Below are 25,965 nucleotides of genomic sequence, written 5' to 3' on the forward strand. Positions count from 1 at the left end.
GCGGGTGTTCCGTTTCGCGCTGACCGGCGTGGCCAATTCGGCGGTCGGCTGGGCGGTGATCTTCGGCGGGTTGTGGGCCGGGCTGAGCGGGCTGGCGGCCAATGCGGCGGGCTATACCGTGGGGCTGGTGCTGTCCTTCACGCTCAACCGGCGGTTCGTCTTCGGAGTCGGTGGCAGGATCAGCGCGCGCGAGGTGATCCGCTTCCTCGCCGCCTTTGCCATCGCCTATGGCGCCAATGTCGCCGTGCTGGTGGCCGCGCAGGGCGCGCTGGGGGCGGACAGCCCCTTGGCGCAGCTGCCCGCGCTGGCGGCCTATATCGTGATCTTCTTCGTGCTTTCGCAATTCTTCGTCTTCAGGCCGGCCTCTTCCGAATGAACCTTGGAACACCTCTTGCCAGCGTGCCCTTCGGCGGCGCGCAGCCGCCCCATGGCCTGCTTGATCGCTGGGCGGTGTGGCTGGGAATCGGCCTTGTCACCATTCTCCCGCTGATGCTGGTGGATTTCCCGCCGCTGGTCGATCTCTACGGCCATCTCGGACGCTATGCGGTGCAGACCGAGCTCGACACGCGGCCCGCCTTGCAGCCCTTCTATTCCTACGAATGGCGGCTGATCGGCAACCTCGGCGCGGACATCCTGATCGAGGTGCTGCACCCCTTTCTGGGGCTGGAACCATCGGTGCGCGTCGTGGTGATCCTCACCCAGCTTCTGGGCGCTGCGGGTCTGCTCCTGATCAGCCGCGAAGTGCATGGCCGCGTGTCGCCCTTTTCGGTCATGGCGATCCCGCTGCTCTATGGCTATCCCTTCAACTACGGCTTTCTCAACTACGCGCTGAGCATGGCGCTGGCGATGCTGGCCTTTGTGATGTGGCTGCGGCTGCACCGGGCCGAGCGCAATGGGGCGGCGCGCCTGTGGCTGGGTGTGGCGGGCGCGGCAATCTGGGTCGCGCACACCTATGGCTGGGCGTTTCTCGGCCTGCTGGCCGGATCGGCGATGCTGGCCGAGGCCGCGCCGACCCTTCTCAAGCGCCCGGTGGGGGCGGTGGTGCGGATCGTGGGGATGTGCTGGCCGCTGCTGCTGCCGGTGATCCCGATGGTGATCTGGCGCGCCGATGCGACCGGGGTGGCGGTGTCGGAATGGTCGATGGACTTCAAGCCGCAATGGCTGCTCTCGACGCTGCGCACCGAGTGGTCGACGCTCGATATCGCATCGCTGGTGATCATTGCAGGCGCGGTGCTGGCGGCACTGGTGTGCGGCCGCGCGTTCCGGTTCGATCCGCGGGTCGGGATCGCGGCGCTGCTGTGCTTTGCGGTGTTCCTCGTCCTGCCGTTCCGGGTGTTCGGATCGGCCTTTGCCGACATGCGGCTGCTGCCCTACGCCTTTGCGCTCGCGCTGGTCACGATTGCGCCCGCGCGGCTCGGCCCGGCGATGCTGCGGGTGGTGACGGTGCTGGCGGTGGTGTTCTTCGCCGGGCGCATGGCGATCACCAGCGCCGCCTATCTCGAGCAGGACCGCAAGGTGCAAGCCGCGCTGGCCGCGCTGGACAAGGTGCCCGACGGCGCGCGGATCGCTTTCCTGATGGTCAAGCCCTGCGGCGCGCGCTGGGCGAGCCCGGTGCTCGATCACGTCGGCGGCGCGGCGATTGCGCGGCGCAATGCCTTCGTCAACGACCAGTGGCAGCAGCCCGGCGTCAATCCGATGACGGTGCATTACCCCGCCGCCGAGCCCTTCGTGCGTGATCCTTCGCATCTGGTGCAGGGGGAGGATTGCAACTACCCGGGCCGCTGGAAGCTGAGCCAGGCGCTGGGGCGGCTGCCGCTCGATGCCTTCACCCATGTCTGGATCGTCGGCAATTACGCCGAGCCTGTCGTCGTGTCTGACCGACTGACGCGCGTGCCCTTTGCGGGCAAGGGCCTGCTCTACACAGTTGCGCCCGCTGCGGGGGAATAGGCACTGCCGCGCACCAGACGCCCGGGCCGCGCGCCGGTGGACTGGTCGAAACGGCGGATGACCTCGCCTGCCACCATGGTTGCTTCGTAGCCCGTCGCGCGCTGGTGAAGCCGCCGTCCGCCTGCGGGCAGATCGCGCACGACTTCGGGCAGATGCAGGCTGAGGCGGTCGAGGTCGATCACGTTGCAATCGGCCCTGCCGCCTACCCGCAGCACCCCCCGGTCATGCAGCCCCACCGCGCGCGCGGCCTTCTGTCCCAGCATGTGCACCGCTTCTCCCAGCCCCAGTTTGAGCGGGCCGTTGCCGGTAACGAACTGGGTCAGCAGATAGGTCGAATAGCTGGCATCGCAGATCGCGCCATAATGCGCGCCGCCATCGCCAAGGCCGGGGACGCAATGCGGGTGGCGCAGCATTTCGTGCGCGCTGTCGAGGCTGGCCTTCTCGTAATTGCCCAGCGCGGCGAGGAACAGCCCGCGCCCCTCGGTGTCGAGCAGCCGGTCATAGGCGACCTCCTGCGGTGTGCAGCCGCGCGCCTCGGCCTGGCCCGCCATGCTCATGTGCGCAGGCGGGGCATAGTCGGGCGGATTGTCGAGCGGGAACAGCCAGCGCCAGTTGCGCGCCAGCTCGTTGAAGGGGTGGCCCAGGGTGAAATCCTCGGTGAGCAACGCGGCGCGCAAAGCAGGATCGCGCATCGCGGCGACCTGTTCGGGGATCGGAAGATGCGCGATCTTGCTCCACGAGGGGCACAGCACGAAGGGGTGCACCGTCAGTTCCAGCCCGGCGATGAGGCCGATCGGGCGCGGCATCACCTGCGCGTTGGCGACGCCGCCCGCCGCATTGGTTGCCTCCAGCATCTCCAGCACCCGGCGCCAGCGCGGCGGGCCTTCATTGCCCGAGGCGAGCGTGAAGGTCGCCGGACGGCCGCTCGCCGCGATCATCCGCTCGATCACGGGATATTCCTTGTCCCATCCGACGAAGGCATCGAGCACGACCTGGAACGTGCCCGCCCCGGCATCGGCCATCCCGCGCCCGATCGCTTCGAGCTCGGCGAGGTCAGTGTCGAAGGTCGGGATCGCATCGCCGCTGGCGGTCTTGTGGATGCTGAGCCTTGAGGTGGCGAAACCGATGGCGCCCGCGCGCATGGCATCGGCGGTCAGTTGTCGCATCATCGCAAGGTCGTTGTCGGTGGCCACCTCGCGCGCCGCGCCGCGTTCGCCCATCGCATAGACCCGCAAGGGGGAGTGGGGCAGGTAAGCCGCAACATCGATGTCGCGCTTTCCGGCGGCGACCGTGTCGAGATATTCGGGGAAGGTCTCCCAGTCCCAGTCCAGCCCCTCGGTCATCACCACGCCGGGGATGTCCTCCACGCCCTCCATGACGTTGATGAGCATCGCGTGATCGCTCTTGCGGCAGGGCGCGAAGCCGACGCCGCAATTGCCCATCACCGCGGTGGTAACGCCGTGGGCGGAGGAGGGGGAGAGTTCCTCGGCCCAGATGCACTGGCCGTCGTAATGGGTGTGGACGTCGATGAAACCGGGTGTGACGATCCTGCCGCGTGCGTCGATCTCCTCCGCCCCGCGCCCGAGGCCCTTGCCGATGGCGGCGATGCGCTCGCCAGTGATGGCGACATCGCCCTCGATCAGCTCGCCGCCCGTGCCATCGGCGATGGTGCCGCCGCGGATCACCCAGTCGTAATCGGCCATTGTCTTTTCCGTCCTCTCTCGTCCCCGATGATGCGCGAGGGGGGGATGGGCGGCAAGTGCCACTTTTACCGAAGCGGCGGCGGGGCTAGGGTAGGCCCATGAGCCAAGGCACCGCCCGTCCCGTCCGTGTCGCCCTTGCCGGGGCGAGCGGCACGATCGGGCAGGCGGTCGCGGCGCGGCTGGCGGCAGAGGGCCATGAGGTGGCGGCGCAGGGCCGCACGCTGCTGGCAGACCCGCGCGCGCTGGCGGCAGCGCTTGCCGACGCGCGGGCCGAGGTCGTGATCTCCTGTATCGCCTCACGCTCGGGCGCGCCCAGGGATGCCGAGGCGGTCGATCACCGCGCCAATGCCGCGCTGCTGGCGGCGGCGCAGGGGGCGGGAGCGCGGCAGTTCATCCTGCTTTCGGCGATCTGCGTGCAGAAGCCGCGCCTCGCTTTTCAGCACGCCAAATTGCGGTTCGAAGCAGAGCTGGCGGCGAGCGGGATCGGCTACACCATCATCCGGCCCACGGCGTTCTTCAAATCGCTCTCGGGGCAGGTGGGGCGGGTGAAGGCGGGCAAGCCCTTCCTGATTTTCGGCGACGGGAACCTCACGCGCTGCAAACCGATCAGCGACGGCGATCTGGCGCGGTTCATCACCGGGTGCATCGACGATCCCGAAGCGCTCGGGCGCATCCTTCCCATCGGAGGGCCCGGCCCGGCGGTGAGCCTGCGCGATGCGGGCACGATGCTGTTCGCAGCTGCCGGCAAGCCGCCGCGCTTCACATCGGTTTCGCCGAAAATGTTCACCTATGCCGCGCGCGTAATGGGGCTTGGCGCGGGGCTTTCGGGCTGGCTGGCGGAGAAGGCCGAATATACCCGCATCGCCCATTACTACGCGACCGAATCGATGCTGGTGCTCGACCCGGCGACGGGGGAGTACTCGGCCGACCTGACCCCCGAGTTCGGCACCGAGACGCTCGCCGATCACTACCGGCGCTTGCTGGCGGCGGATTAGAGCGGATCGACCCGCCACCCCGCTGGGCCCAGCGTCGCGCCGAGATGGGGGACGAAGACCGGCTGCGCGGCATAGTTGAAGGTGAAGGCGTGGCTCTGCGTGCGCCGCACCCGGATGCCTTCGGGCAGGGGGGTGAGCGGGACGCCCGCCTCTTCGGCCATCCGCTCTACCAGCAGCGCCAGCAGCTTGGCGTCGGGCCAGATCGCGCAATAGCGGACCGCGCCGTGCCGCCAGACCACGCCCCGGCCTTGCGCGTCGGTCAGTTCGGGGGCGAGGTCGCTCGCCACATCCTCGCGCCAGCGGGTGACGGCAAAGCCCTCCGCCCGTTCGGCCACGCCGTCGCGCAGGGATTCGACGCGGGTGACGGTGAGCGGGATCGCCGGTTTGAGGTCGCCCGGCGCAAGGCCATCGGGGATGCAGAAGCTGCGCGTCTTGCTGCCGGAGCGCGGCCCCAGCAGCACCGGGCAGCTGAGGCCTGCCAGCGTCTCGGCAAAGCCTTCAGGCACGATGGGAAGCGTCGGCACCAGCACCATGCGATAGCCGGTGAGGTCGGCTTTGGGCGCGACAATGTCGACATCCAGCCCCTTGGCCCGCAGCGCCGAATAGCATTCGAACACCAGTTCGAGATAGCGGAAGCTCGCCCCCTGCGGCTGGATGCCGATCACCCACGCCGCCTCATAGGAAAACACCAGTGCGACCGGGGCCCTTGTCGCGGCTTGCGGGCCGATCGCGGCAAGCACCTCGGCGGAGGCGCGGACCTCGGGCGCGGCCTCGACCTCGCTGCTATCGGGACGCAGCAGCCCCGCGTGCATCTGTTCCTGCGCGAAGGGCGCCTGCCGCCAGCGGAAATAGCTGGTGAGTTCGGCCCCGTGGGCGCAGGCCTCGAGCGTCCACAGGGCGACCATCCCCGGCAGCGGCGCGGGGTTGAAGCGCGCCCAGTTCACCGGCCCCGGCTGCTGCTCCATCACCCCCCAGCGACCCTGCGAGCACCCCCGGTAGAGATCGTGGTGAAAGGCGGCGATATCGGGGTGGCCTTGCCTGAGATAGGCGGCTTTCCCCTCGGCGGAGAACCAGAACTGTTCGAGGAACCCGAGCGGATAGGAATCCCACGTCGCCACGTCGATATCGCGCCCTACGGCGTGGTGATCGAACTCGGTGAAGAAGCCCATGAAGTTGTGGGTAATGTCGATGCCGGGGGAATGGGCGCGGAGGATATCGACCTGTTCGCGGTTGAAGCTGGCGACCTGATCGGAAGCGAAGCGGCGATAGTCGAGCCAATGCGCGGGGTTTGCCTCGGTGACGGTCAGATGCGGCGGATCGACTTCGGCGAAGGTCCGATATTCCATGCTCCAGAAGACGTTGCCCCACGCTTCGTTGAGCGCCTGCGGGGTCTCGTAACGTGCAGCGAGCCAGCCCCGGAACGCCGAGGCAGCGGCCTTGGAGAAACTCAGCACCGTGTCGTGGCAGCCATATTCGTTGTCGGTCTGCCACATGACGATGGCGGGGTGCTTGCCGTATCGCTCGGCGAGCGCGGTGACGATCCGGCGGCACTCGGCGCGGTAGCCTTCGTGGCTGAAGCAGTAATGCCGCCGCGAGCCGAAACCCCTTGGGCGGCCCTGCTCGTCGATGGCGACCATGTCGGGCATCCGGTCGACCAGCCACTTGGGCGGGGTCGCCGTCGGTGTGCCGAGGATCACCTTTAGACCCGCCGCCGCCAGCGTGTCGATCGTCCGGTCGAGCCAGCCCCAGTCGTAACGTCCCGGCTCGGGCTCGATCCGGCTCCATGCGAATTCGCCGATCCTGACCAGCGAGAGGCCCATGTCGGCCATCCGCCGCGCATCCTCGGCCCACATCGCCTCCGGCCAGTGCTCGGGATAATAGCAGCAGCCGAGTTTCACGAGAGCTTCTCCAGCGCGATCAGCCACGCCGTTTCGGGGTGGGTGAGGGGGAGCGCGAGGCCTTGCGTCATCAGCGTTGTGCCGCTCAGCGTCAGGCCTTCGCGCCATTGGTCGGCGTTTGCGAGGTAGCGCCGCGCCTTGCCGGGCCAGGGCTCGGGCAGGGTGACGCGGTAGCGCGCCTCGGGCTCCAACCCGGCGAGCCGCACCGGCGCGGCGTCGAACACCGGCGAAAAGGCGGTCTGCGCCGCCACCGCCAAAGCCTTGTGTCCGTGCGTCACCATCATGCCGGAGACGTTCGGATCGGGATGCGCAAGCCGCCACAGCGTGCCTTCATGCAGCACGCCGCGCCACGCCTTGTAGAGCGCGATATGGGCAGCGAGGCATTCGCGCTCCGCGTCGCTCATCCGGGCCGGATCGGCCTCCACGCCCATGTGCCCAAACAGCGCAACCTTGGCGCGGAAGTCCATGTCGAGCCGCCGTCCGGTGATCGGATTGGGCGAGGGGCCGACATGGCTGCCGAGCACTTCCAATGGCATGAACTGGCTCCACGCGCGCATGATCCGCAGCCGCTCGATCGCGTCGTTGTTGTCGGATGGCCAGACACGGTGAACGCGCGACAGCACGCCGAAGTCGATCCGGCCCCCGCCACTTGCACAGCTTTCGATCTCGACGTGGGGATGGGCGGCGCGAAGGCGATCCAGCACATGGTTGAACCCCAGCGACTGCCACAGCGCCTTGCCCGCGGTGGGGAAGAGGTCGCGGTTGTGATCCCACTTGAGGTAGGCGATCGCATTCTCGCGCAGCAGCGCATCGAGCCGCTCGATCAGATATTCGCGCACTTCGGCGCGCGACAGATCAAGCGCCAGCTGGCCGCGCATCGTGGGCCTGTCGCGGCCTTCGAAATGCAGGCACCAGTCCGGGTGTGCGCGGTAAAGATCACTGTCGGGCGATACCATTTCCGGCTCCACCCACAGACCGAAATTCATACCGCGCGCGTGGACATGGTCGATCAGCGGGCCGAGGCCGTTGGGAAAAACATCGGGCGAAACGACCCAGTCGCCGAGGCTGCTGGTGTCGTCCCTCCTGCCGCCGAACCACCCGTCGTCGAGCACGAAGCGCTCAATGCCCAGCGCTGCCGCGTCATCGGCAAGGCGGATCAACGCGGGTTCGGACAGGTCGAAGCCCAGCGCCTCCCACGAATTGAGGTGAACCTTGCGCGGGCCCCAGTCCTTGCGGCCGGGGAGCACCTCGGCGCGCAGGTAGGCGTGGAGGCGCTGCGCCAGCGTGGAGCGGTTGGCGGCAAGGGCGAATACCGCCCGCGGCGTCGCTGCCACCGATCCTGCCGGAAAACCGGTTTCGACATGAGGCTGCGCGGCGGCCATTTGCAGCACGGCGCGGCCATCGGCGCTGCCCTCGTTGTCGCACTCGATCCGCGTGTCGCAATCGCCGCTGAAGGCGAGGTGGGCCGCGAGCACACCCTCGCTCTCGCGGTCGTGCAGGATCAGCCAGTTGCCCCCGCCGAACCCCGGCTTGCCGCGCGCCGAGGTCCGTGCAAAGCCATCGGGGGCGAGCGGGCGGCGGTGCTCGCGCATCTCGCCCGCCCAGCGCCCGCTGAAGGTCGTGAGGTCGGCGAAGCGGCAGGGCACCGGCAGTGCGGGCGCGGCGAGGCGCTTGAGTTCCAGATCGGGCTCGTCATGATTGACCAGCACGGCATAGGCCTCGATCACGCCTGCTGCGGCGATGCGCCACCCGAGCGAAAGGCTGATCGCGAGCGCCGCGTCGCCAAAGGTGAGTTCCAGATTGTCCGGGGCGGCCTGCCAGTCGCGCAAACGGAAATCGGTTTCGATAGTCTCGCCGCCGCGCCGCAGTTGGATCGCGGGCGTCCCGCTCCACCCAAGCTTGCGCTCGGGGAGCAGACCCGGCACCGGCGGAACATCGGGCTGGCTTTCATGCCGCCCGCGCGCGGTTGCCGCAACGAGGGCGGCGAGATCCTCGCCTTCGGGCAGGCGCGCGCCGAGATACACGAGGTCGGCCGTCCCGCCCGCTTCCAGCGCGAAGACCAGCGTCAGCGCCTCGCCATCCAGCCGCACGTGTTCCAAGCAGGCCTCTCTCCCCGGCACCGGTGATGAACATTGCCCGCAGGCTTGCCGGTTCCTCGCCGATGCGCTGTAACCGCCCCTGCGGAGAGGGGAAAGCGCGCAAATGTTCGAAACCATGCCAAGCGGCAGCATGATCCAGATCGCGGTCTGCATCGGCCTGACCGCGGCTATCGGCCTCGCCACCTGGCTCACCATCCGCCGCGACAAGCATGACGGGTCGCGCCGCGATGTCTATCTGGCGGGCGGCAAGCTCAGCTGGCTGTTCGTGGCGGGGTCGATCACGCTCACCAACCTCTCGACCGATCAGCTGGTAGGGATGAACGGCAACCAGATGCTGCTGCTGGCCTGGTGGGAAATCGCCGGGTTTGTGGGCCTCGCGATCCTCGCCTTCGTGTTCGTGCCGATCTATTATCGCGCGGGCTGCACCACCGTGACCGAACTGCTCGAACAGCGCTATGGCGGGCGCAGCATCCGCACGCTGATCGCCGGGCTGTTTCTGGCGGGGAACGTGCTGATCTACCTTCCGGCGGCGCTCTATTCGGGCAGCCTGTTCATGCAATCGCTGTTCGGCGAGGGCGTGCCGCTGCTGGCCTTCGCCGCGATCCTTGCGGTGATTGCCGCGGCCTATGCCATTCTCGGGGGGCTGAGGGCTGTGGCGGTGATGGACACCTGGTCGGGGATCGGAATCCTCGGCCTTGCCATGCTGATCGTGGTGCTGGGAATGGCGGCGGTGGATTGGGACATCGTCAGCGGCGTCCCGGCCGAGCGGATCACCATGGTGGGCGGGCCGGACAGCCCGATCCCCTGGCCGACCTTGCTGACGGGGATGATCTTCATCCAGATCTTCTACTGGTCGACCAACCAGAACCTCACGCAAAAGGCGATGGCCGCCCCCAGCGTGCGCGAGGCGCAGAAGGGGGTGATGGTCGCCGCGCTGATCCGCATCCTGATCGTCCCGCCGATCGTGGTGATCCCCGGTATCGTCGCCTTCAAGCTGTTCGGGGTGGTGGGAGACAAGGCCTACGGGATGCTGGTCGCCGAGATCCTGCCGCCGTGGCTCTCGGGAGCCTTTGCGGCGATGGTCGCCGCCGCGGTCATCACCACCTTCAGCGCGGTGCTGAATTCGTCCGTCGCGCTTTATGCGGTCGATTTCCACGAACAGTTCATCGGCGAGGTGAAGGATCACTGGAAGCTGTCGGCGGTGGTGTGCGTAGGGCTCACTGCCATTGCGGTGCTGCTGGTGCCGATGTATCAGAACGCCACGAGCATCATCAATCTGCTCCAGCAGTTGAACGGCCTCCTGTCGATGCCGATCCTGAGCGCGTTTGTCGCCGGGTTGTTGTTCCGCGGTGTCGCGGCTTCGGCGGCGATTGCCGGGGTGGTGTGGGGCGTGGCGCTCTATGGCCTGTTCACCTTCCACCTCTCGCCCGCCGGGATCATCACCCTGCATTACATCCACTTCATGGTGGTGACACTGGTGACAAGCGTGATCGCTGCGCTCGCCTTCAACCGGCTGGTGCTGGGCGGGCGGGCGACGTTCGCCCCGGTCGCGCTGCCGAGGCGCGCGCCGGGCTGAGCGCTGCTGCTCCGGCCGCTGCCGCGCCCGCCAGAATGTTGCAAAGATGTTGCGTTGTGTCAGCGCCTTGTTGCATGTGGCAAACAGGTTGGGAGGGACGCGCCCCTGTTGGATCGCCGTGACAGACTGATTGCCCGCGCCAGGCAGGGCTACCGGCTTGCCTATGGGGTCGAGCCGAGCCGCTTCGTTGCCGCGCCCGGCCGGATCAATCTGATCGGCGAGCACGCCGATTACACAGATGGCTATGAGTTGCTGTGCGCCATCGACCGCGAGACGATCGTTGCGGTCGGCCCGCCCGCACCGACCACGCGGGAAAAGCTGTTCGAGGCGGTCGCGCTCGACATGGGCGACATGGCCAGCGCGCGCGACCGGTTCGATCTGCTCGCGCCGATCCGTCCGGGTGAGAACAACTGGCAGAACCACGTGCGCGGCGTGGTGCAGGCGCTGGGGCGCTATGGCCAGCGGGTCCGGCCGATGCGGATCGCGATCGCTGGCGATGTGCCGATCGGGACGGGGCTGTCATCCTCGGCCGCCTTCGGCGTGGCGGTGGCGCTGGCCTGTTCGGACTATTGCGGGCTAGGCCTCTCCACCGACCTGCTGGCCAAGGCCGCGCAGCTGGCGGAGCAGGATTTTACCGGTCATGCCGGAGGGATCACGGCGCAGCTGGCCTCGGCTGCGAGTACTGCGGGGCATGGCCTGCTGGTCGATTGCCGCAGCCTCGATCACATGGCGATACCGATCCATCCGGATCTTGCGATCACCGCGATCGATACCGGAGTCCGGCGCGATCCCGCCATCGACATCGTTGCAGCGCGCCGCGCTGAATGTGCGGCGGCGGCGGAGCATTTCGCGGTCAAGGCGCTGCGCGATGTCGATGCGGCGATGCTGCTCGATGCCCAGACCAGCCTCGATCCGGTGCTGCTGGCACGCACCCGCCATGTCGTGGGCGAGGCTGCACGGATCGAATGGATCGGCGAGGGGCTGGTGCGGGGCGATACCGCGCTGCTCGCCGAAGTGATGCGCGAGGCGCACCTTTCGCTGTCGCAGGATTTCGCGGCCTCGCTGCCGCAGATCGATCAGCTGGCCGAGCTGGTCGCCGATGCGCTAGGCGATGCGGGCGGTGTGCGGCTGTCGGGCGCCGGGCTCGGCGGGTGTCTGGTCGCGATCAGCAGCGCGATTGCGACCGGCGCCATTGACGAGGCGCTAGCCCGCTACAACCGCGCCGCCACCGGCCTGCCTGCCCGCGCCGAGCGGTTCCAGCCCTCAGCCGGGGCGGCCCCAATCGAGCTCGAATGATCGCGCATCGCGCGCTCAGAGGTGATTTACAGATATAAAAATATCTTTATATGATCCTCGCGCAATGATTATCGAGGACATCTTCAAGGCGCTGGGCGATCCGACCCGGCTGCGCATCGCCCGGCTGCTCGGCGCGATGGAGCTGGCCGTGGGCGAACTGGCGCAGGTGCTCGGCCAGAGCCAGCCGCGCGTGTCGCGCCATGTCGGGATCCTGTGCGATGCGGGCCTTGCCGAGCGTCGCCGCGAAGGCAGCTGGGTGTTCCTGCGCCAGGTCGAAGCGCGCGGACCGCTGGTCGAAGCGGTGCAGCGCCTGCTCGCCGTCGCCGAGGCGGAAGAGCCCGCCTTCGCCGCCCTGTGCGAGGCTGATCGCAAGAAACTCGCCGCGATTCGCGATGCGCGCGAAAGCGCCGCCGAACATTATTTCGCCCGTCACGCCGGAGAGTGGGACGAGCTGCGCGCGCTGCACAGCGCCGATGCCGAGGTCGAACGGCGGCTGGCCGAGGCGCTGGCGGATGCGCCGCTGGGCCACCTGCTCGACATCGGCACCGGCACCGGCCGCATGGCCGAGCTGTTCGCGCCTCACGCTGAACGCATCGTCGCGCTCGACAAAAACCTCGAGATGCTGCGCGTCGCCCGCGCCAAGCTGCAACATCTGCCCGCCGCGCAGATCGAGCTGGTGCAGGGCGATTTTGCCGAGCTGCCGCTGGCCGATGCCAGTTTCGATACGGTGGTGCTGCATCAGGTGCTGCACTTCGCCACCGATCCCGCGCCTGCGCTGGCCGAGGCCGCGCGCGTTCTGCGCCCCGGCGGGCGAATTGCGATCGTCGACTTCGCCAGCCACGATCACGAAGAATTGCGCACCCGCCATCAGCACACGCGGCTCGGCTTTTCCGATCGTCAGATGGCCGAGCTGCTGCGCGCCGCCGGCTTTGTGCCCGCTGCGCCTCAGGCCCTCGAAGGCGGGCCGCTGGTCGTCAAGATCTGGACCGCCAAGCGCCGCGCAAACGCTTCCTCTCCCAAGCCTGCTGCTCTGGAAACTGCCAAATGACCCCAACGCTCGACCAACTCCACGAATACCGCACCGCCACCGATACGCCGCTGTTCAGCGGCCTGCCGGGCGATGTCGCGGTGAGTTTCGAATTCTTCCCGCCCAAGAGCGCAAAAATGGAAGAGCAGCTGTGGGACGCGGTGACGCAGCTGAAGCCGCTGGGGCCGAGCTTCGTCTCGGTCACCTATGGCGCGGGCGGATCGACCCGCGAGCGCACCCACGCCACGGTCGCGCGGATCATCGCCGAGGCCAAGCTGCCCGCTGCCGCGCACCTCACCTGCGTTGCGGCGAGCAAGGCGGAAATCCGCGAGGTGGCCGAGCAATATTGGGAAGCGGGCGTGCGCCACATCGTCGCGCTGCGCGGTGACGCAGGCGAGCCCGGCGCGCCCTTCACCCCGCACCCCGAAGGCTATGCCAGCGCCGCCGACTTGGTCGCGGGCCTAAAGGAGATCGCCCCCTTCGAGATCAGCGTAGCCGCCTATCCCGAAACGCACCCCGATGCGGATTGCCCGCAGGCGGATATCGACAATCTGAAGCGCAAGATCGACGCCGGGGCGACCCGCGCGATCAGTCAGTTCTTCTTTTCGGCCGAAACCTTCTTCGCCTTCCGCGACAAGTGCGCTGCGGCAGGGATCGACGCGCCGATCCTGCCGGGCATCCTGCCCGTCACCAATGTCGCGCAGGCGCGGAAATTCGCCGGTGCCTGCGGGGCAGCGATCCCGGCATGGATGGATGGCCTCTTCGAAGGGCTCGACGAGAAGCCCGCTGCGCGCCAGCTGGTCGCCGCGACGGTCGCCGCCGAGCTGTGCCGCCGCCTCTACGCAGGGGGCGTGCGCGATTTCCACTTCTACACCCTCAACCGCCCCGATCTGGCCTATGCGATCTGCCACCTGCTCGGGAAGCGTCCTGTCGGAGAAGCCGCATGAGCGCCCGCGCACAACTCCTCGACGCCGCGAAGGATCGCGTGCTGATCTTCGACGGCGCGTTCGGGACGCAGATCCAGAACCGCAAGCTGTCCGAGGCGGATTATGCGGGGGATCTCGGCCTGCCCGCTGACCAGAAGGGCAACAACGACATCCTCGCGCTGACCCGCCCGGATGTGATCGGCGACATCACCCGCGCCTATCTGGATGCGGGATCGGACGTGGTCTCGACCAACACCTTCTCGGCCAACCGCATCTCTCAGGCCGATTACGCCGCCGAGGGTCTGGTGCGCGAAATCAACCTCGCCAGCGGCCAGATCGCGCGCAGCCTCGCCGATGAATACGCGGCGAAGGACGGCAAGCCCCGCTTCGTCGCGGGTGCGATCGGGCCGACCAACAAGACGCTCTCCTTGAGCCCCGATGTCGAAGACCCGGGCTTCCGCGAGATCGACTTCGACGAGCTGGTCGCGGTCTACAAGGAGCAAGCCGCCGCGCTGGTCGAAGGCGGCTGCGACTTCATCCTGATCGAGACGGTGTTCGACACGCTCAACGCCAAGGCCGGGATCATGGCGGTCAAGCAGCTGGAGCGCGATTTGGGCCGCGAAGTGCCGCTGATGATCTCGATGACGCTGACCGACCTGTCGGGCCGCAATCTCTCGGGCCACACGGTCGAGGCGTTCTGGTATGCGGTGCGCCATGCCAAGCCCGTCACCATCGGCCTCAACTGCAGCTTTGGTGCCGAGCAGTTGCGCCCGCATGTGAAGGTGCTCTCGCAGATCGCCGATACGCTGCTGATGATCTACCCCAACGCGGGCCTGCCCAATGAACTCGGCGAATATGACGAGATGCCGGAAACCACGGCGGGGTTGGTCAAGGACTGGGCCGATCACGGTCAGGTCAACATCCTCGGCGGCTGCTGCGGATCGAGCCCCGCGCATATCGCCGCGATTGCCAAGGCTGTCGCCAAGAGCGAGCCGCGCAAGGTGCCTTCGCCCGAACCGCAGATGCGGCTGGCGGGACTTGAGGCCTTCGTAGCGGCCTAATCAAACCCACCCCCGTTCGTGTCGAGCGAAGTCGAGACACCCCGCACCAGCCTCTCGACTTCGCTCGAGGCGAACGGAACTGAGAACCTGAGAAAATGAACCAACCCTCTTCCTCCTCCCGCTTCATCAATATCGGCGAGCGCACCAACGTCACCGGCAGCGCGGCGTTCAAGAAGCTGATCATGGCGGGCGATTACCCCGCCGCGGTCGAAGTGGCGCGCCAGCAGGTCGAGAACGGCGCGCAGGTGATCGACGTCAACATGGACGAGGGTCTGCTCGACGCGGTCCACGCGATGACCACCTTCCTCAAGCTGATCGCGGCCGAGCCGGACATCGCGCGCGTGCCAGTGATGATCGACAGCTCAAAGTTCCACGTGATCGAGGCGGGGCTGAAGTGCGTCAGCGGCAAGCCGATCGTGAACTCGATCAGCATGAAGGAGGGCGAGGAAGCGTTCCTCGAGCACGCCCGCATCTGCATGGATTACGGCGCGGCGGTGGTGGTGATGGCCTTCGACGAGACCGGCCAGGCCGACACAAAGCAGCGCAAGGTCGAGATCTGCAAGCGCGCCTATGATCTGCTGGTGGCCGAGGGCTTTCCCCCTGAAGACATCATCTTCGATCCCAACATCTTCGCGGTGGCGACGGGGATCGAGGAGCACAACAACTACGGCGTCGACTTCATCGAAGCGGTTAAGGAACTGCGCGAATTGTGCCCCCACGCGCATTACTCGGGCGGCCTCTCCAACCTCAGCTTCTCCTTCCGCGGCAACGAGCCGGTGCGCCGCGCGATGCATTCGGTATTCCTCTACCACGCGATCCCTGCCGGGCTCGACATGGCGATCGTCAACGCGGGTCAGCTCGACGTCTACGACCAGATCGACCCTGCGCTGCGCGACGCCTGCGAGGACGTGATCCTCAACCGCGATCCCGACGCTACGGAACGCCTCATCACCCTCGCTGAGAGCTTCAAGGGCAAATCGGTTGCCGACGAAAAGGCCGCCGAGGAATGGCGCGGCTGGGCGGTCGAAAAGCGGCTCGAACATGCGCTAGTGAAGGGTATCGACGCGCATATCGTCGATGACACCGAACAGATGCGCGCCGCCATCGCCGCCAAGGGGGGGCGCCCGATCGAAGTGATCGAAGGTCCGCTGATGGACGGCATGAACGTGGTCGGCGATCTGTTCGGCAGCGGCAAGATGTTCCTGCCGCAGGTGGTGAAGTCCGCCCGCGTCATGAAGAAGGCGGTCGCCCACCTCATCCCCTTCATCGAGGCCGAGAAGGACCTGCTCCCCGAAGAGGAGCGCAAGGCCAAGGGCAAGATCATCATGGCGACGGTGAAGGGCGATGTGCACGACATCGGCAAGAACATCGTCGGCGTGGTGCTCCAGTGCAACGGTTACGATGTGATCGACCTCGGCGTGATGGTGCCCTGGCCGACGATCCTTGCCGCCGCCAATGACAACAAGGCCGACATGATCGGGCTGTCGGGCCTGATCACGCCTTCTCTGGACGAGATGGTCACCGTCGCCGAGGAAATGCAGCGCGCCGGCATGACCATGCCGCTGCTGATCGGCGGGGCGACGACCTCGAAGGTCCACACCGCTTTGAAGATCGATCCGGCATACGAAGGCCCGGTGATCCACGTGCTCGACGCGAGCCGCGCGGTCGGCGTTGCCTCCAAGCTGCTGTCCGACACCCAGCGCGATGAATATGTCGCGCAGGTCGAGGATGAATACATCCACGTCCGCGATGCCCGCGCGGGCAAGTCGCAGAGCGTGCTGCTCAGCCTCGATGATGCGCGCGCGAATTTCTACGACGCCTTCCTCTCGGACAAGCCCGCTCCGCCGGAGCAGCCGGGGGTGCACGTCTTCCCCGACTGGAGCCTTGAACATCTGCGCGGCTTCATCGACTGGACGCCCTTCTTCCGCGCGTGGGAACTCCACGGCAACTATCCCGCAATCCTCAAGGACGAGGTGGTGGGCGAGACCGCGACGCAATTGTTTGCCGATGCCAATGCGATGCTCGACCAGATCATCGCGGAGAAATGGCTCACCGCACGCGGCGTTGCCGGCCTGTGGCCCTGCGCGCGGGACGGGGACGATGTCACCATCCACCTCCCCGAGACCGAGGAGCATGTGCGGCTCCCCTTCCTGCGCCAGCAGGTCAAGAAGAGCCGCGACCGCGCCAACATGTGCCTTGCCGACTTTATCGACCCCAATGGCGACTGGATCGGCGGCTTTGCGGTCGGGATCCACGGGATCGACCCGCACTCGGCGCGGTTCCAAGCCGACAAGGACGATTATTCGGACATCCTGCTGAAGGCACTCGCCGATCGCTTCGCCGAGGCCTTTGCCGAGGCGCTGCACCAGCACGTGCGCACCACGCTGTGGGGCTACGCGCCGGGCGAGCAGCTGACCTGCGAGGCGCTGATCAAGGAAGAATATCGCGGCATCCGCCCCGCGCCCGGCTACCCTGCTTGCCCCGATCACTCCTTGAAGCCGATCTTGTTCGACCTTCTGGACGCGCCCGCCAACGCGGGACTGACGCTCACCGAAAGCTTCGCCATGTGGCCGACGGCGGCGGTGAGCGGCTTCTATTTCGGCCATCCCGAAAGCCAGTATTTCGGCGTCGCCCGGGTGGGCCGCGATCAGCTGGAAGACTACGCCGCGCGGCGCGGGATCGATCTGGCGACGGCGGAACGCTGGCTGCGGCCCAATCTCGATTGAGGCGCGCCGCCGCGCGGGCTAGGCCTGCGCGCCGGGCCGGGGTTGAAGGAGCGTGAGTTTGCAGGTTCCTCCCAAGAGCGTGATCCGGTCGCTCCAGACCCGCATTCCCGGTTTGTGGGAGGCCAAGCATCGCCTCTACAACCGCCTGACCCGCAATTTCGGCCTGATGATGGAGGACGAATTCCGGTTGCTGTCGCGGATGGGGCCGATCGGACTGGTGGTCGATATCGGCGCCAATTACGGGCAGAGCATTCATGCGATCCGGCGCTGCGCGCGCCCTGCAAGGATCGTCAGTTTCGAGCCGATTGCCGCGCTGGCCGCGCGTCTCAGGCAGGAATTCGCGGGCGATCCGGGGGTGGAAATTCAAGACTGCGCTCTGGCCGAAAGCGCCGGGGAGCTGACGCTGCACGTGCCGCGCTATGATCACGCGGTGCTCGATGCGCTGGCCTCGCTCGACCGCGAGGCGATCGTCAATTGGCTCGCCAACCCCTACCACTTCTGGAATTTTGACCCGCGCAAGCTCACGATCAGCGCGCAAGCCGTGACGGTGCGGACGCTCGATTCCTTCGGCTTCGCGCCCGATGTGGTGAAGATCGACGTGCAGAAGATGGAGCAGGCGGTGGTCGAAGGCGGGCTTGAAACCTTCCGCGCGCATCAGCCGCTCACCATCGTCGAGGCGCCGTCGCCAGCGGTGATCGATCTCTTTGCCGATTGCGGGATGAGGGCCTATGCCTATGCAGGCGGAAGGCTACGCGACACGCGCGGCGAGCGGATCAACATGGTGTTCCTTGGCCCGGCGATGCGCGCGCGTATCGGGCTTTAGCCGGGGGCGCAGGGCCGGAGAGGTTCAGGGATGCGGGGCGATACGGCGAGGATGACGTGGATGCGCGCTGCGGCGCTGATGCTAAGCTGCGCGCTGGGCGTGGCCCCGTCGCTGGCCGCCGCGCAGGACACGCCGCCGCCGGCCAGCGTCGTGGTCGCCTTCGACCGCGAGACGATCACCCCGCTGATCGTCGAGGGGCTTGCGAACAAGGACACGGGCCGCGCTGTCGAGGCCAATGATCCGGTGCGGATCGCGAGCATCTCCAAGCTGATCATGGCGCTCACCGCGCTGCGGCTGGTGGACGAGCGCAAGCTCGATCTCGACCGCGATGTGTCGAACTATCTCGGGTGGCCGGTGCGCTCGCCCTACCACCCGGACGCGCCGGTGACGCTCGCCCACCTGCTTTCGCATCGGGCGGGGCTGTCGGACGCGGGCGGCTACATCGTCCCGCTGGGCGAGAGCCTTGAGGCCAAGTTCGCCGATCCGGCGGCTTGGCGCGATGTCGGCCCTCCGGGCGCGGCGGCGTTCGAATATGCCAATCTCGGCTCGCCGCTGGTGGCGACGGTGCTCGAGAAGGCCTCGGGAGAGCGGTATGACCGGCTGGTCGAGCGGCTGGTGTTCAAGCCGCTGGGGGTCAAGGCCTGCCTCAACTGGATCGGGTGCGGCCCGGACATGGAGGCGCGCGCGGTGACGCTCTACCGCGATACGGGCGAGGTGGCGAAGGATGCCCCGGCCGAGCTGCAGCCCGCCTGCACGATCCCGGTGGCAGAAGGCGTCGCCTGCGATCTCGACGCCTATGTGCCGGGCACCAATGCCTCGATCTTCTCGCCTCAGGGCGGGGTGCGGATCGGGATGGTCGATCTGGCGAAGATCGGGCAGGGCATCCTCTTTAATGACGCGTTCCTCTCGGACCGTTCATCGGACGTACTGAACCGCGTCTCTTTTGAAGGCGAGACCGAGGGGCAGGAATTCTTTTGCCACTACTGGTTGGGCTTCCAATACATCAATCGGTTCCCGGGGCGCTGCAAGGACGGGCTGTTCGACTCGACGGACTACCCCGAATTGGATGCGGTCGGCCATTCGGGCGAAGCTTACGGGTTGCAATCGGGGCTCTGGCTTCTGGCAGGCGGAGAATCCGGGCTGGTCTATTTTACCACTGAGGTTCCGCCCCCGGCCGGCGGCGAGGACACCGGCGGTTTTACGGATCGCGAGAAGGGGTTGATCAAGCGCGCGTTCGAACAGGCGGGCCGCAATTAGACCGTGAACGCTCTCGCTGGAAACCGCCGCAGCACCGCCCTGCCGCCCGGACGCATCGTGCTGCTGGGCGGGTTGGTGCTGCTTGTCGCCTATGCGCTGCTGTGGGCGCTGGTGCCTGCCGATCCCGCCTTGCTCGCGCAGCTGTGGTTCCTGCCCGGCGTTGGCGTCATCGGCGCGATCATCGCCAACACCTCGGGCACTGGCGGGGGCGTGGTCTTCGTCCCCGTCTTCAACGCCCTGCGCGAACTGGGCGTCATGAGTCTCTCGCCGCTCGCCGTGGTGGGCGTGTCGATGGGCATCCAGAGTTTCGGCATGACGATGGGGAGCCTGCGCTGGACCGACCGGCTGCTGCACCAGCCCGCGCCCGGCCCGCTGGAGGCGCAAGTGCGGCTCAAGGACTTCGCCGTTGTGGTGCTCGGCGTGCTGGCGCTCTCGCTCCCCGCGATGCTCGCGACGCAGCGGCTGACCGCCTTCGATCAGCAAAGCGTGCTCTACGCCTACAAGGGCTTCTCGATCCTGCTCGGCACCGCGCTGATTGTGGCGACCTGGACTTTCAACGCCGCCCGCCCTGAGCGCGACCGGCTGGAGCGGATCGACCTTGCCGTGTTGCTCGCGCTGGCGATCCCCGGCGGGATGATCACCGCGCTGTTCTCGGTCGGGATGGGCGAGCTGGTCGCGCTCTATCTGTTCATCCGCCACTATCCGGTGTTGCTGTGCACCGGCGCGGCATGCGTGATCTCAGCGGTCAGCGTGCTGTCTGGGGTGGTCTGGCATATCGAGGCCGGCACCATTCAGTGGGAGGTGGTTCTGCTGGCCGGTCCGGCGGCGGCACTCGGGGGCTTTCTCGCCCGTCCGATCGCGCTGTGGCTGGGGGCAAAGCGCCTGAAGACGCTCGACGGCAGCTGGATCGTGCTCTCGGCGCTCTACTTGCTGTGGCTTAACTGGCGCTAGGGTCAAACGCCCGATTGACGCGGTGCAGCAATTCGCGCATCGCGGGCGGGTCTTCCGGCGCAGGAGCGATTCTGTGACGGGCAGGCGAGCGGGAGAGCCCGATGCCTTCGCAAGGAGGCAAAGGCGCCGAAGGAGCAACCGCCCCGGAAACTCTCAGGCCACCGGACCGCTCGGCTGCGTGACACTCTGGAAAGCGTCCCGGATCATGTCCGGGGCCACCGAAGGGGAGGCTGGCCGCCCGCGGCCCGCCGAAGCTCTCAGGTCACCCGACAGAGGGGGCAGTTGAAGGGCAGCGCGCTTGCGCTGCTGGACTGCCGTATTCTGCCGGGAAGGCCCTGATGAGCGACCACGACACCGAAGATTTCGTCGAAGACATCCCGCTCAAGGCCCTGCCGCTCGATGCGTGGCACCGGGCGAAGGGCGCGCGGATGGTGCCGTTCGCGGGCTACGAAATGCCGATCCAGTATGAGGGCATCGTCGCCGAGCACAGTTGGACGCGCGAGAACGCGGGGCTTTTCGATGTGTCGCACATGGGCCAGCTTCACCTTACCGGCGAGGGTGTCGAGGCGGCGCTCGAAGCCGTGCTGCCGATCGACCTTTCCACCCTCAAGCACGGCAACCCGCGCTATTCGCTGCTGCTCGACGAGAACGGCGGCGTGCTAGACGATCTGATGGTCACGCGCTGGAACGACGGTTTCTATCTCGTCGTCAACGGCGCGACAAAGTGGGACGACATCGCTCACCTGCGCGAACATCTGCCCGACGAGGTGAACATCAGCCACATGGACGAGCACGCCTTGCTCGCCCTGCAAGGGCCCAAGGCGTTTGCCGCGCTTGAACGGCACGTGATCGGCGACACGCCGCTGGGCGCACTGACTTTCATGAAGGGGGCGACCTTCACCTTCACCGGATCAATCGCAGGCGATGTGTGGATCAGCCGCTCGGGGTATACCGGTGAGGACGGGTTCGAGATTTCGGTTCCCGCCGATGTCGTCGCCGAAATCGCCGACCTCATCTGCGCCGAACCGGAAGTCAAACCCATCGGTCTCGGCGCGCGGGATTCGCTGCGGCTCGAGGCGGGGCTGCCGCTCTACGGCCACGACATGACGCCCGAGACTTCGCCGATCGAAGCGGGCCTCATCTTCGGCATCAACAAGCGCCGCCGCACCGAAGGCGGCTTCCCCGGCGCTGACCGCATTATCCGTGAGCTGGTCGAGGGCACGGCGCGCAAGTGGGTCGGCTTGAAGCTTGAAGGCCGCCTGCCCGCACGCGAAGGCGCGGAAGTCTTCGCAGGCGCTGACAAGATCGGCACCGTCACCAGCGGCGGCTTCTCGCCCACGCTCGGCGCGCCCATCGCCATGGCCTATGTCGCCAGCGCTCATGCCGCACCCGGCACCCCGCTCGAAGTGGAGGTGCGGGGCAAGCGTCTCGCCGCCACCGTGAGCCCCACGCCTTTTGTCCCCCACCGCTATTTCAGAGGGAGCTGAACGATGCCGCGTTACTACACCGACGAACACGAATGGATTGATGTCGAAGATGACGTCGCGACGGTCGGCATCACCGACTACGCACAGGGCCAGCTTGGCGACATCGTCTTCGTCGAACTGCCCGAAGTCGGCGCGATGATCGAGCAGGGCAAGGACGCTGCCGTTGTGGAATCGGTCAAGGCCGCCTCCGACGTCTATGCCCCGATCACCGGCGAAGTCACCGAGGTGAACCCGGCGCTGGAAGATGATCCCGCGCTGGTCAATTCCTCGCCCGAGGAAGACGGCTGGTTCTTCAAGATGACCATCGCCGCCGAGGCCGAACTCGACGCGCTGATGGATGAAGACGCTTACAAGGCCTTCGTCGAGGGCCTGTGACCACCGTCCCGCCCGTCACGATCACGCCGATCGGCACAGGCGCGGGGGCTCGGCGGCTGCTGGTCGCCACCCCGCTCTATGACGGCGCGCAGAGCGATTATCTGCGCGCCGTGGTGGGCCTGACGGGCGCGGCGCAGAAGGCGGGCGCGGCGTGCACCTTCGCCTGGCTCAGCAACAATGCCGCGATCGACCGGGCGCGCAACGCGCTGGCGGCGGCCTTCCAGCAATCGGATGCGACGCACCTTGTGTTTATCGACGGGGACATCGGCTTCGTGCCGGACGAGTTGCTCGATCTGGTTGCGCGGATGCAGGCCGATCCGGAGCTCGCCGTGGTCGGTGCGCCGTGCCCGAAGCGGATGACCAACTGGCCGCTGGTCGCCGCCGCTGCCGCCAGAGGGCTGGCGCAGGGCAATCCGGTGATGCTCGAGCGTTTTTCGGGTGTCTTCGCGCTCGATCCGCTCGATCCTTCGGGCCAGTACCGGCTCGACCAGCCGATCGAAGTGCGCCGCGTCGGCACCGGGCTGATGGTGGTGCGCCGCGACGTGATCGAAGCGCTCAGCCAGCGTCACCCGGAACTGCGCTACACGCCAGACGCGCTCGACCGCGAGAGCGGGCTGACGGGGGAGCACATCACCGCCCTGTTCCAGCCGATGATCGACCCGGGCAGCGGGCATCACCTGTCCGACGATTTCGCCTTCTGCCACCGGGTGCGCGATGCGGGTTTCCGCATCTGGATCGCGCCCTGGATGCGTACCACCCACACCGGCCCCGCCCGTTTCGCCGGGACGCTTGCCGATCTGGCGCAGCTCAACGCCGTGCCCTCTCCCGCCTGACCTGTTCACCACCAGCCACGGATACCTCTCCCATGCGCTACCTTCCCCTTACCGATACCGACCGGCAAGCGATGCTGGCGACAATCGGCGCTGCCAGCGTCGATGACCTGTTCGTCGATGTGCCCGAGGTGGCGCGGCTCGACGGCCCGATCCACGGTCTGCCGATGCACGCCAGCGAAATGGCGGTGGAACGCCACATGAAGGCGCTGGCGGCGAAGAATCTGGTGGCAGGCGAAGTGCCGTTCTTCCTCGGCGCAGGCGCATACCGCCACCACGTCCCGGCGAGCGTCGATACGATCATCCAGCGCGGCGAGTTCCTGACCGCCTACACGCCCTATCAGCCGGAAATCGCGCAAGGCACCTTGCAGGTGCTGTTCGAGTTCCAGACGCAGGTCGCCCGGCTCTATGGCTGCGCGGTGGCCAATGCCTCGCTCTACGACGGCTCGACCGCATGCTGGGAGGCGGTGGCGATGGCGACCCGCATCACCCGCCGCAGCCGCGCGGTGCTTTCGGGCGCGCTCCACCCGCACTATGCGCAGGTGGTCAAGACCATGGCGCACTTCACCGGCGACACCATCGCCGACGCGCTGCCCGCGATCACCCCGGACCCCGAGCTGTCAGGCCTGATCGGCCGGATTGACGAGGACACCGCCTGTGTCGTGGTGCAATATCCCGACATTCTCGGCCGCATCGCCGACCTCACCCCAATTGCCGAAGCCGCCCACGCCAAAGGCGCGCTGCTGGTGGTGGTGAACACCGAGCCTGTCGCGCTCGGCGCGATCAAGTCGCCCGGCGAGATGGGCGCGGACATCGTGGTGGGCGAAGGCCAGTCGCTCGGCGTCGGCCTGCAATTCGGCGGACCTTACCTCGGCCTCTTCGCGGTGCGCGATCCCAAGCACGTGCGCCAGATGCCCGGCCGGCTGTGCGGCGAGACCACCGATGCCGAGGGCAAGCGCGGCTTCGTGCTGACGCTCTCCACCCGCGAGCAGCACATCCGCCGCGAGAAGGCGACGAGCAACATCTGCACCAATTCCGGCCTGTGCGCGCTGGCCTTCACCGCGCACATGACGCTGCTTGGCGAGAAGGGCCTGCGCCAGCTTGCCGCCGAGAACCACCGTCTCGCCTGCCTCGCCGCTGACCGGCTGGCCAAGGTGCCCGGCGTGAAGGTGCTCAATAACGCCTTCTTCAACGAGTTCACCCTGATGCTCGGCGGCAAGCCCGCGCGCGAGATCATCCGCGATCTGGCCGACCGGGGCGTCCTGGGCGGGGTGTCGCTCGGGCGGCTCTATCCCGGCGTCGCGGCGCTGGAGCACGCGCTGCTGGTCGCCGTGACCGAGACCACCACCGAAGAGGATATCGAGCGCCTGGCGCATGAGCTGGAAGCCAGCATCAAGGAGACCGTGTGATGAACGCCCCCAACAAGAGCGGATGGAAGCCCGAAATGCAGGTCGCCGAAGACGGGTTCCTCGGCGGCCCCGTCACCACCACCGGCAACCGCGCGCTGATGCTGGAAGAGCCACTGCTGTTCGAAATCGGCCGTGCCGAGGTGACCGGCGTCGATCTGCCCGAAGTGGACGCCAGCGCCGCGACCCGGCTCGGCGGGCTGGAGCGTGCCGACGCCATCGGCCTCGTCGGTCTGACCGAGCCCGAGACGGTGCGTCACTACACCCGCCTCAGCCGCCAGAACTACGGGATCGACCTCGGCTTCTTCCCGCTCGGTAGCTGCACCATGAAGCACAACCCGCGTCTCAACGAGAAAATGGCGCGGCTCCCCGGCTTTGCCGATATCCACCCGCTTGCGCCGCAGAATGCGGTGCAGGGCGCGCTGGAGGTGGTCCATCAGCTCGGCGGCTGGCTCTGCACGCTGACCGGGATGCCCGCTGTCGCCATGAGCCCCAAGGCCGGCGCGCATGGCGAGCTGTGCGGCATCCTCGCGATCCGCGCCGCGCATGAAGCGCGCGGGGACGCGCGCGAAGTGGTGCTGGTGCCCGAAAGCGCCCACGGCACCAACCCCGCCACCGCTGCCTTCGCCAACTACCGCGTCGAGGATATCCCCGCGACGCCAGAAGGCCGGGTCGATGTGGCGGCGCTGAAGGCCCGCCTCGGCCCTGACGTGGCGGCGGTGATGATCACCAACCCCAACACCTGCGGATTGTTCGAAAAGGACTTCCGCGAGATCGCCGATGCGGTCCACGCGGCGGGCGGCTACGTCTATTGCGACGGGGCGAACTTCAACGCCATCGTCGGCAAGGTGCGCCCCGGCGACCTTGGCGTCGATGCGATGCACATCAACCTGCACAAGACCTTCTCCACCCCGCATGGCGGCGGCGGGCCGGGCTCGGGGCCGGTGGTGCTGTCCGAAGCGCTGGCGCCCTACGCCCCGCTGCCCTTCATCCGCCAGAATGAGGGCGGGGAATTCTACCTCGTCGAGGAAGAGAACCGCGAGGAGCGCGGGCCGAGCTTCGGCCGCATGACCGCCTTCCACGGCCAGATGGGCATGTTCACCCGCGCGCTCACCTACATGCTCAGCCACGGCGCGGACGGTCTGAAGCAGGTCGCCGAGGATGCGGTGCTCAACGCCAATTACATCCTGCGTTCGATGGAGGACATCCTCCACGCGCCCTTCGCAAGCTCCGGCCCGTGCATGCATGAGGCGCTGTTCGGCGACAAGGACTTCACCGAAGGCCTGTCGACGCTCGATGTCGCCAAGGGGCTGATCGACGAGGGCTATCATCCGATGACAGTCTATTTCCCGTTGGTGGTCCACGGCGCAATGCTGGTCGAGCCGACCGAGACCGAAAGCAAGGCGGCGATCGATCAGTTCATCACCGCCTTCCGCAGTGTCGTCACCCGCGCGCTGGAAGGGGACGAGGCGCTGAAGCAGGCCCCCTACTACGCCCCCCGCCGCCGCCTCGACGAGACCGCCGCGGCGCGGAAGCCCAAGCTGGCTTACGAGGGCTAGGCCAGCCCCTCTCGTTTACACCG

20 protein-coding genes and 2 riboswitches are annotated in these 25,965 nt (G+C 67.2%); of the genes, 17 read left to right on the top strand and 3 right to left on the bottom strand.

The window, feature by feature from the left end:
- Positions 1-4 precede the first annotated feature (4 nt).
- Both BZF59_RS12600 and BZF59_RS12605 read left to right on the top strand, forming a co-directional pair.
- A complete protein-coding gene (locus BZF59_RS12600; RefSeq protein WP_158094318.1) occupies positions 5-376 on the top strand; it encodes a GtrA family protein in 372 nt (123 codons plus the stop codon).
- Positions 373-1,947: a hypothetical protein gene (locus BZF59_RS12605; RefSeq protein WP_086608617.1), complete on the top strand. Its 1,575-nt coding sequence runs from the start codon at positions 373-375 to the stop codon at positions 1,945-1,947. The genes BZF59_RS12600 and BZF59_RS12605 overlap by 4 nt, the downstream gene beginning before the upstream one ends.
- On the opposite strand, the gene BZF59_RS12610 is transcribed toward BZF59_RS12605, so the two are convergent.
- Positions 1,917-3,650, bottom strand: coding sequence for an N-acyl-D-amino-acid deacylase family protein (locus BZF59_RS12610; protein ID WP_086608618.1), 1,734 nt, complete (start codon positions 3,648-3,650; stop codon positions 1,917-1,919). The two genes, BZF59_RS12605 and BZF59_RS12610, sit on opposite strands and share 31 nt — an antisense overlap.
- Positions 3,651-3,748: 98 nt before the next feature.
- On the opposite strand from BZF59_RS12610, the gene BZF59_RS12615 reads away from it, so the two are divergent.
- Positions 3,749-4,645 carry an NAD(P)H-binding protein gene (locus BZF59_RS12615; RefSeq protein WP_086608619.1) on the top strand — a complete coding sequence of 299 codons (897 nt, stop codon included), beginning with the start codon at positions 3,749-3,751 and terminating at the stop codon, positions 4,643-4,645.
- On the opposite strand, the gene BZF59_RS12620 is transcribed toward BZF59_RS12615, so the two are convergent.
- Together BZF59_RS12620 and BZF59_RS16095 are read right to left on the bottom strand one after the other, a co-directional pair.
- Entirely contained in the window at positions 4,642-6,543 is a 1,902-nt protein-coding gene (locus BZF59_RS12620; RefSeq protein WP_086608620.1) for a beta-galactosidase, read from the bottom strand. The two genes, BZF59_RS12615 and BZF59_RS12620, sit on opposite strands and share 4 nt — an antisense overlap.
- Positions 6,540-8,633, bottom strand: coding sequence for an alpha-galactosidase (locus tag BZF59_RS16095; RefSeq protein ID WP_245806187.1), 2,094 nt, complete (start codon positions 8,631-8,633; stop codon positions 6,540-6,542). Before BZF59_RS16095 ends, BZF59_RS12620 begins: the two co-directional genes overlap by 4 nt.
- 112 nt (positions 8,634-8,745) lie before the next feature.
- On the opposite strand from BZF59_RS16095, the gene BZF59_RS12635 reads away from it, so the two are divergent.
- From BZF59_RS12635 to gcvPB, 14 genes are all read left to right on the top strand, one after another.
- Positions 8,746-10,218: a sodium:solute symporter family transporter gene (locus tag BZF59_RS12635; protein ID WP_245806145.1), complete on the top strand. Its 1,473-nt coding sequence runs from the start codon at positions 8,746-8,748 to the stop codon at positions 10,216-10,218.
- A 108-nt stretch (positions 10,219-10,326) separates the two neighbouring features.
- Complete coding sequence (locus BZF59_RS12640) at positions 10,327-11,514, top strand: galactokinase (protein ID WP_143738167.1); 1,188 nt, start codon at positions 10,327-10,329, stop codon at positions 11,512-11,514.
- Positions 11,515-11,578: 64 nt separating this feature from the next.
- The gene (locus BZF59_RS12645) at positions 11,579-12,562 is read left to right on the top strand and encodes an ArsR/SmtB family transcription factor (RefSeq protein ID WP_086608622.1); all 984 of its coding nucleotides are present in this window, start codon (positions 11,579-11,581) and stop codon (positions 12,560-12,562) included.
- Positions 12,559-13,488, top strand: a complete 930-nt coding sequence (gene metF / locus BZF59_RS12650) for a methylenetetrahydrofolate reductase [NAD(P)H] (protein ID WP_086608623.1) — start codon at positions 12,559-12,561, stop codon at positions 13,486-13,488. Before BZF59_RS12645 ends, metF begins: the two co-directional genes overlap by 4 nt.
- On the top strand, positions 13,485-14,528 hold the full coding sequence (locus BZF59_RS12655) for a homocysteine S-methyltransferase family protein (protein ID WP_086608624.1): 1,044 nt from the start codon (positions 13,485-13,487) through the stop codon (positions 14,526-14,528). Before metF ends, BZF59_RS12655 begins: the two co-directional genes overlap by 4 nt.
- A 95-nt stretch (positions 14,529-14,623) precedes the next feature.
- The gene (gene metH / locus BZF59_RS12660; RefSeq protein WP_086608625.1) at positions 14,624-17,254 is read left to right on the top strand and encodes a methionine synthase; all 2,631 of its coding nucleotides are present in this window, start codon (positions 14,624-14,626) and stop codon (positions 17,252-17,254) included.
- A 58-nt stretch (positions 17,255-17,312) separates the two neighbouring features.
- Complete coding sequence (locus BZF59_RS12665) at positions 17,313-18,077, top strand: FkbM family methyltransferase (protein ID WP_143738168.1); 765 nt, start codon at positions 17,313-17,315, stop codon at positions 18,075-18,077.
- Between the two features lie 30 nt (positions 18,078-18,107).
- Positions 18,108-19,334 (top strand): serine hydrolase domain-containing protein, encoded by a 1,227-nt coding sequence (locus BZF59_RS12670; protein WP_086608627.1) that lies wholly within the window; start codon positions 18,108-18,110, stop codon positions 19,332-19,334.
- Positions 19,335-19,337: 3 nt separating this feature from the next.
- Positions 19,338-20,285, top strand: coding sequence for a sulfite exporter TauE/SafE family protein (locus BZF59_RS12675; protein WP_086608628.1), 948 nt, complete (start codon positions 19,338-19,340; stop codon positions 20,283-20,285).
- A 79-nt stretch (positions 20,286-20,364) separates the two neighbouring features.
- Positions 20,365-20,464: riboswitch (glycine riboswitch) on the top strand.
- A riboswitch (glycine riboswitch) is annotated at positions 20,465-20,568 on the top strand.
- A 55-nt stretch (positions 20,569-20,623) separates the two neighbouring features.
- A complete protein-coding gene (gcvT, locus tag BZF59_RS12680; RefSeq protein WP_086608629.1) occupies positions 20,624-21,772 on the top strand; it encodes a glycine cleavage system aminomethyltransferase GcvT in 1,149 nt (382 codons plus the stop codon).
- Between the two features lie 3 nt (positions 21,773-21,775).
- Entirely contained in the window at positions 21,776-22,147 is a 372-nt protein-coding gene (gene gcvH, locus BZF59_RS12685; protein WP_086608630.1) for a glycine cleavage system protein GcvH, read from the top strand.
- Positions 22,144-22,980, top strand: coding sequence for a glycosyltransferase family 2 protein (locus BZF59_RS12690; protein ID WP_245806146.1), 837 nt, complete (start codon positions 22,144-22,146; stop codon positions 22,978-22,980). Before gcvH ends, BZF59_RS12690 begins: the two co-directional genes overlap by 4 nt.
- 32 nt (positions 22,981-23,012) lie before the next feature.
- Positions 23,013-24,386 carry an aminomethyl-transferring glycine dehydrogenase subunit GcvPA gene (gcvPA, locus tag BZF59_RS12695; RefSeq protein ID WP_086608631.1) on the top strand — a complete coding sequence of 458 codons (1,374 nt, stop codon included), beginning with the start codon at positions 23,013-23,015 and terminating at the stop codon, positions 24,384-24,386.
- Entirely contained in the window at positions 24,386-25,942 is a 1,557-nt protein-coding gene (gene gcvPB / locus BZF59_RS12700; protein WP_086608632.1) for an aminomethyl-transferring glycine dehydrogenase subunit GcvPB, read from the top strand. Before gcvPA ends, gcvPB begins: the two co-directional genes overlap by 1 nt.
- Positions 25,943-25,965 lie beyond the last annotated feature (23 nt).

The sequence above is a fragment of the Erythrobacter donghaensis genome (assembly GCF_002155425.1).
GTDB classification, from domain to species: Bacteria; Pseudomonadota; Alphaproteobacteria; order Sphingomonadales; family Sphingomonadaceae; genus Erythrobacter; species Erythrobacter donghaensis.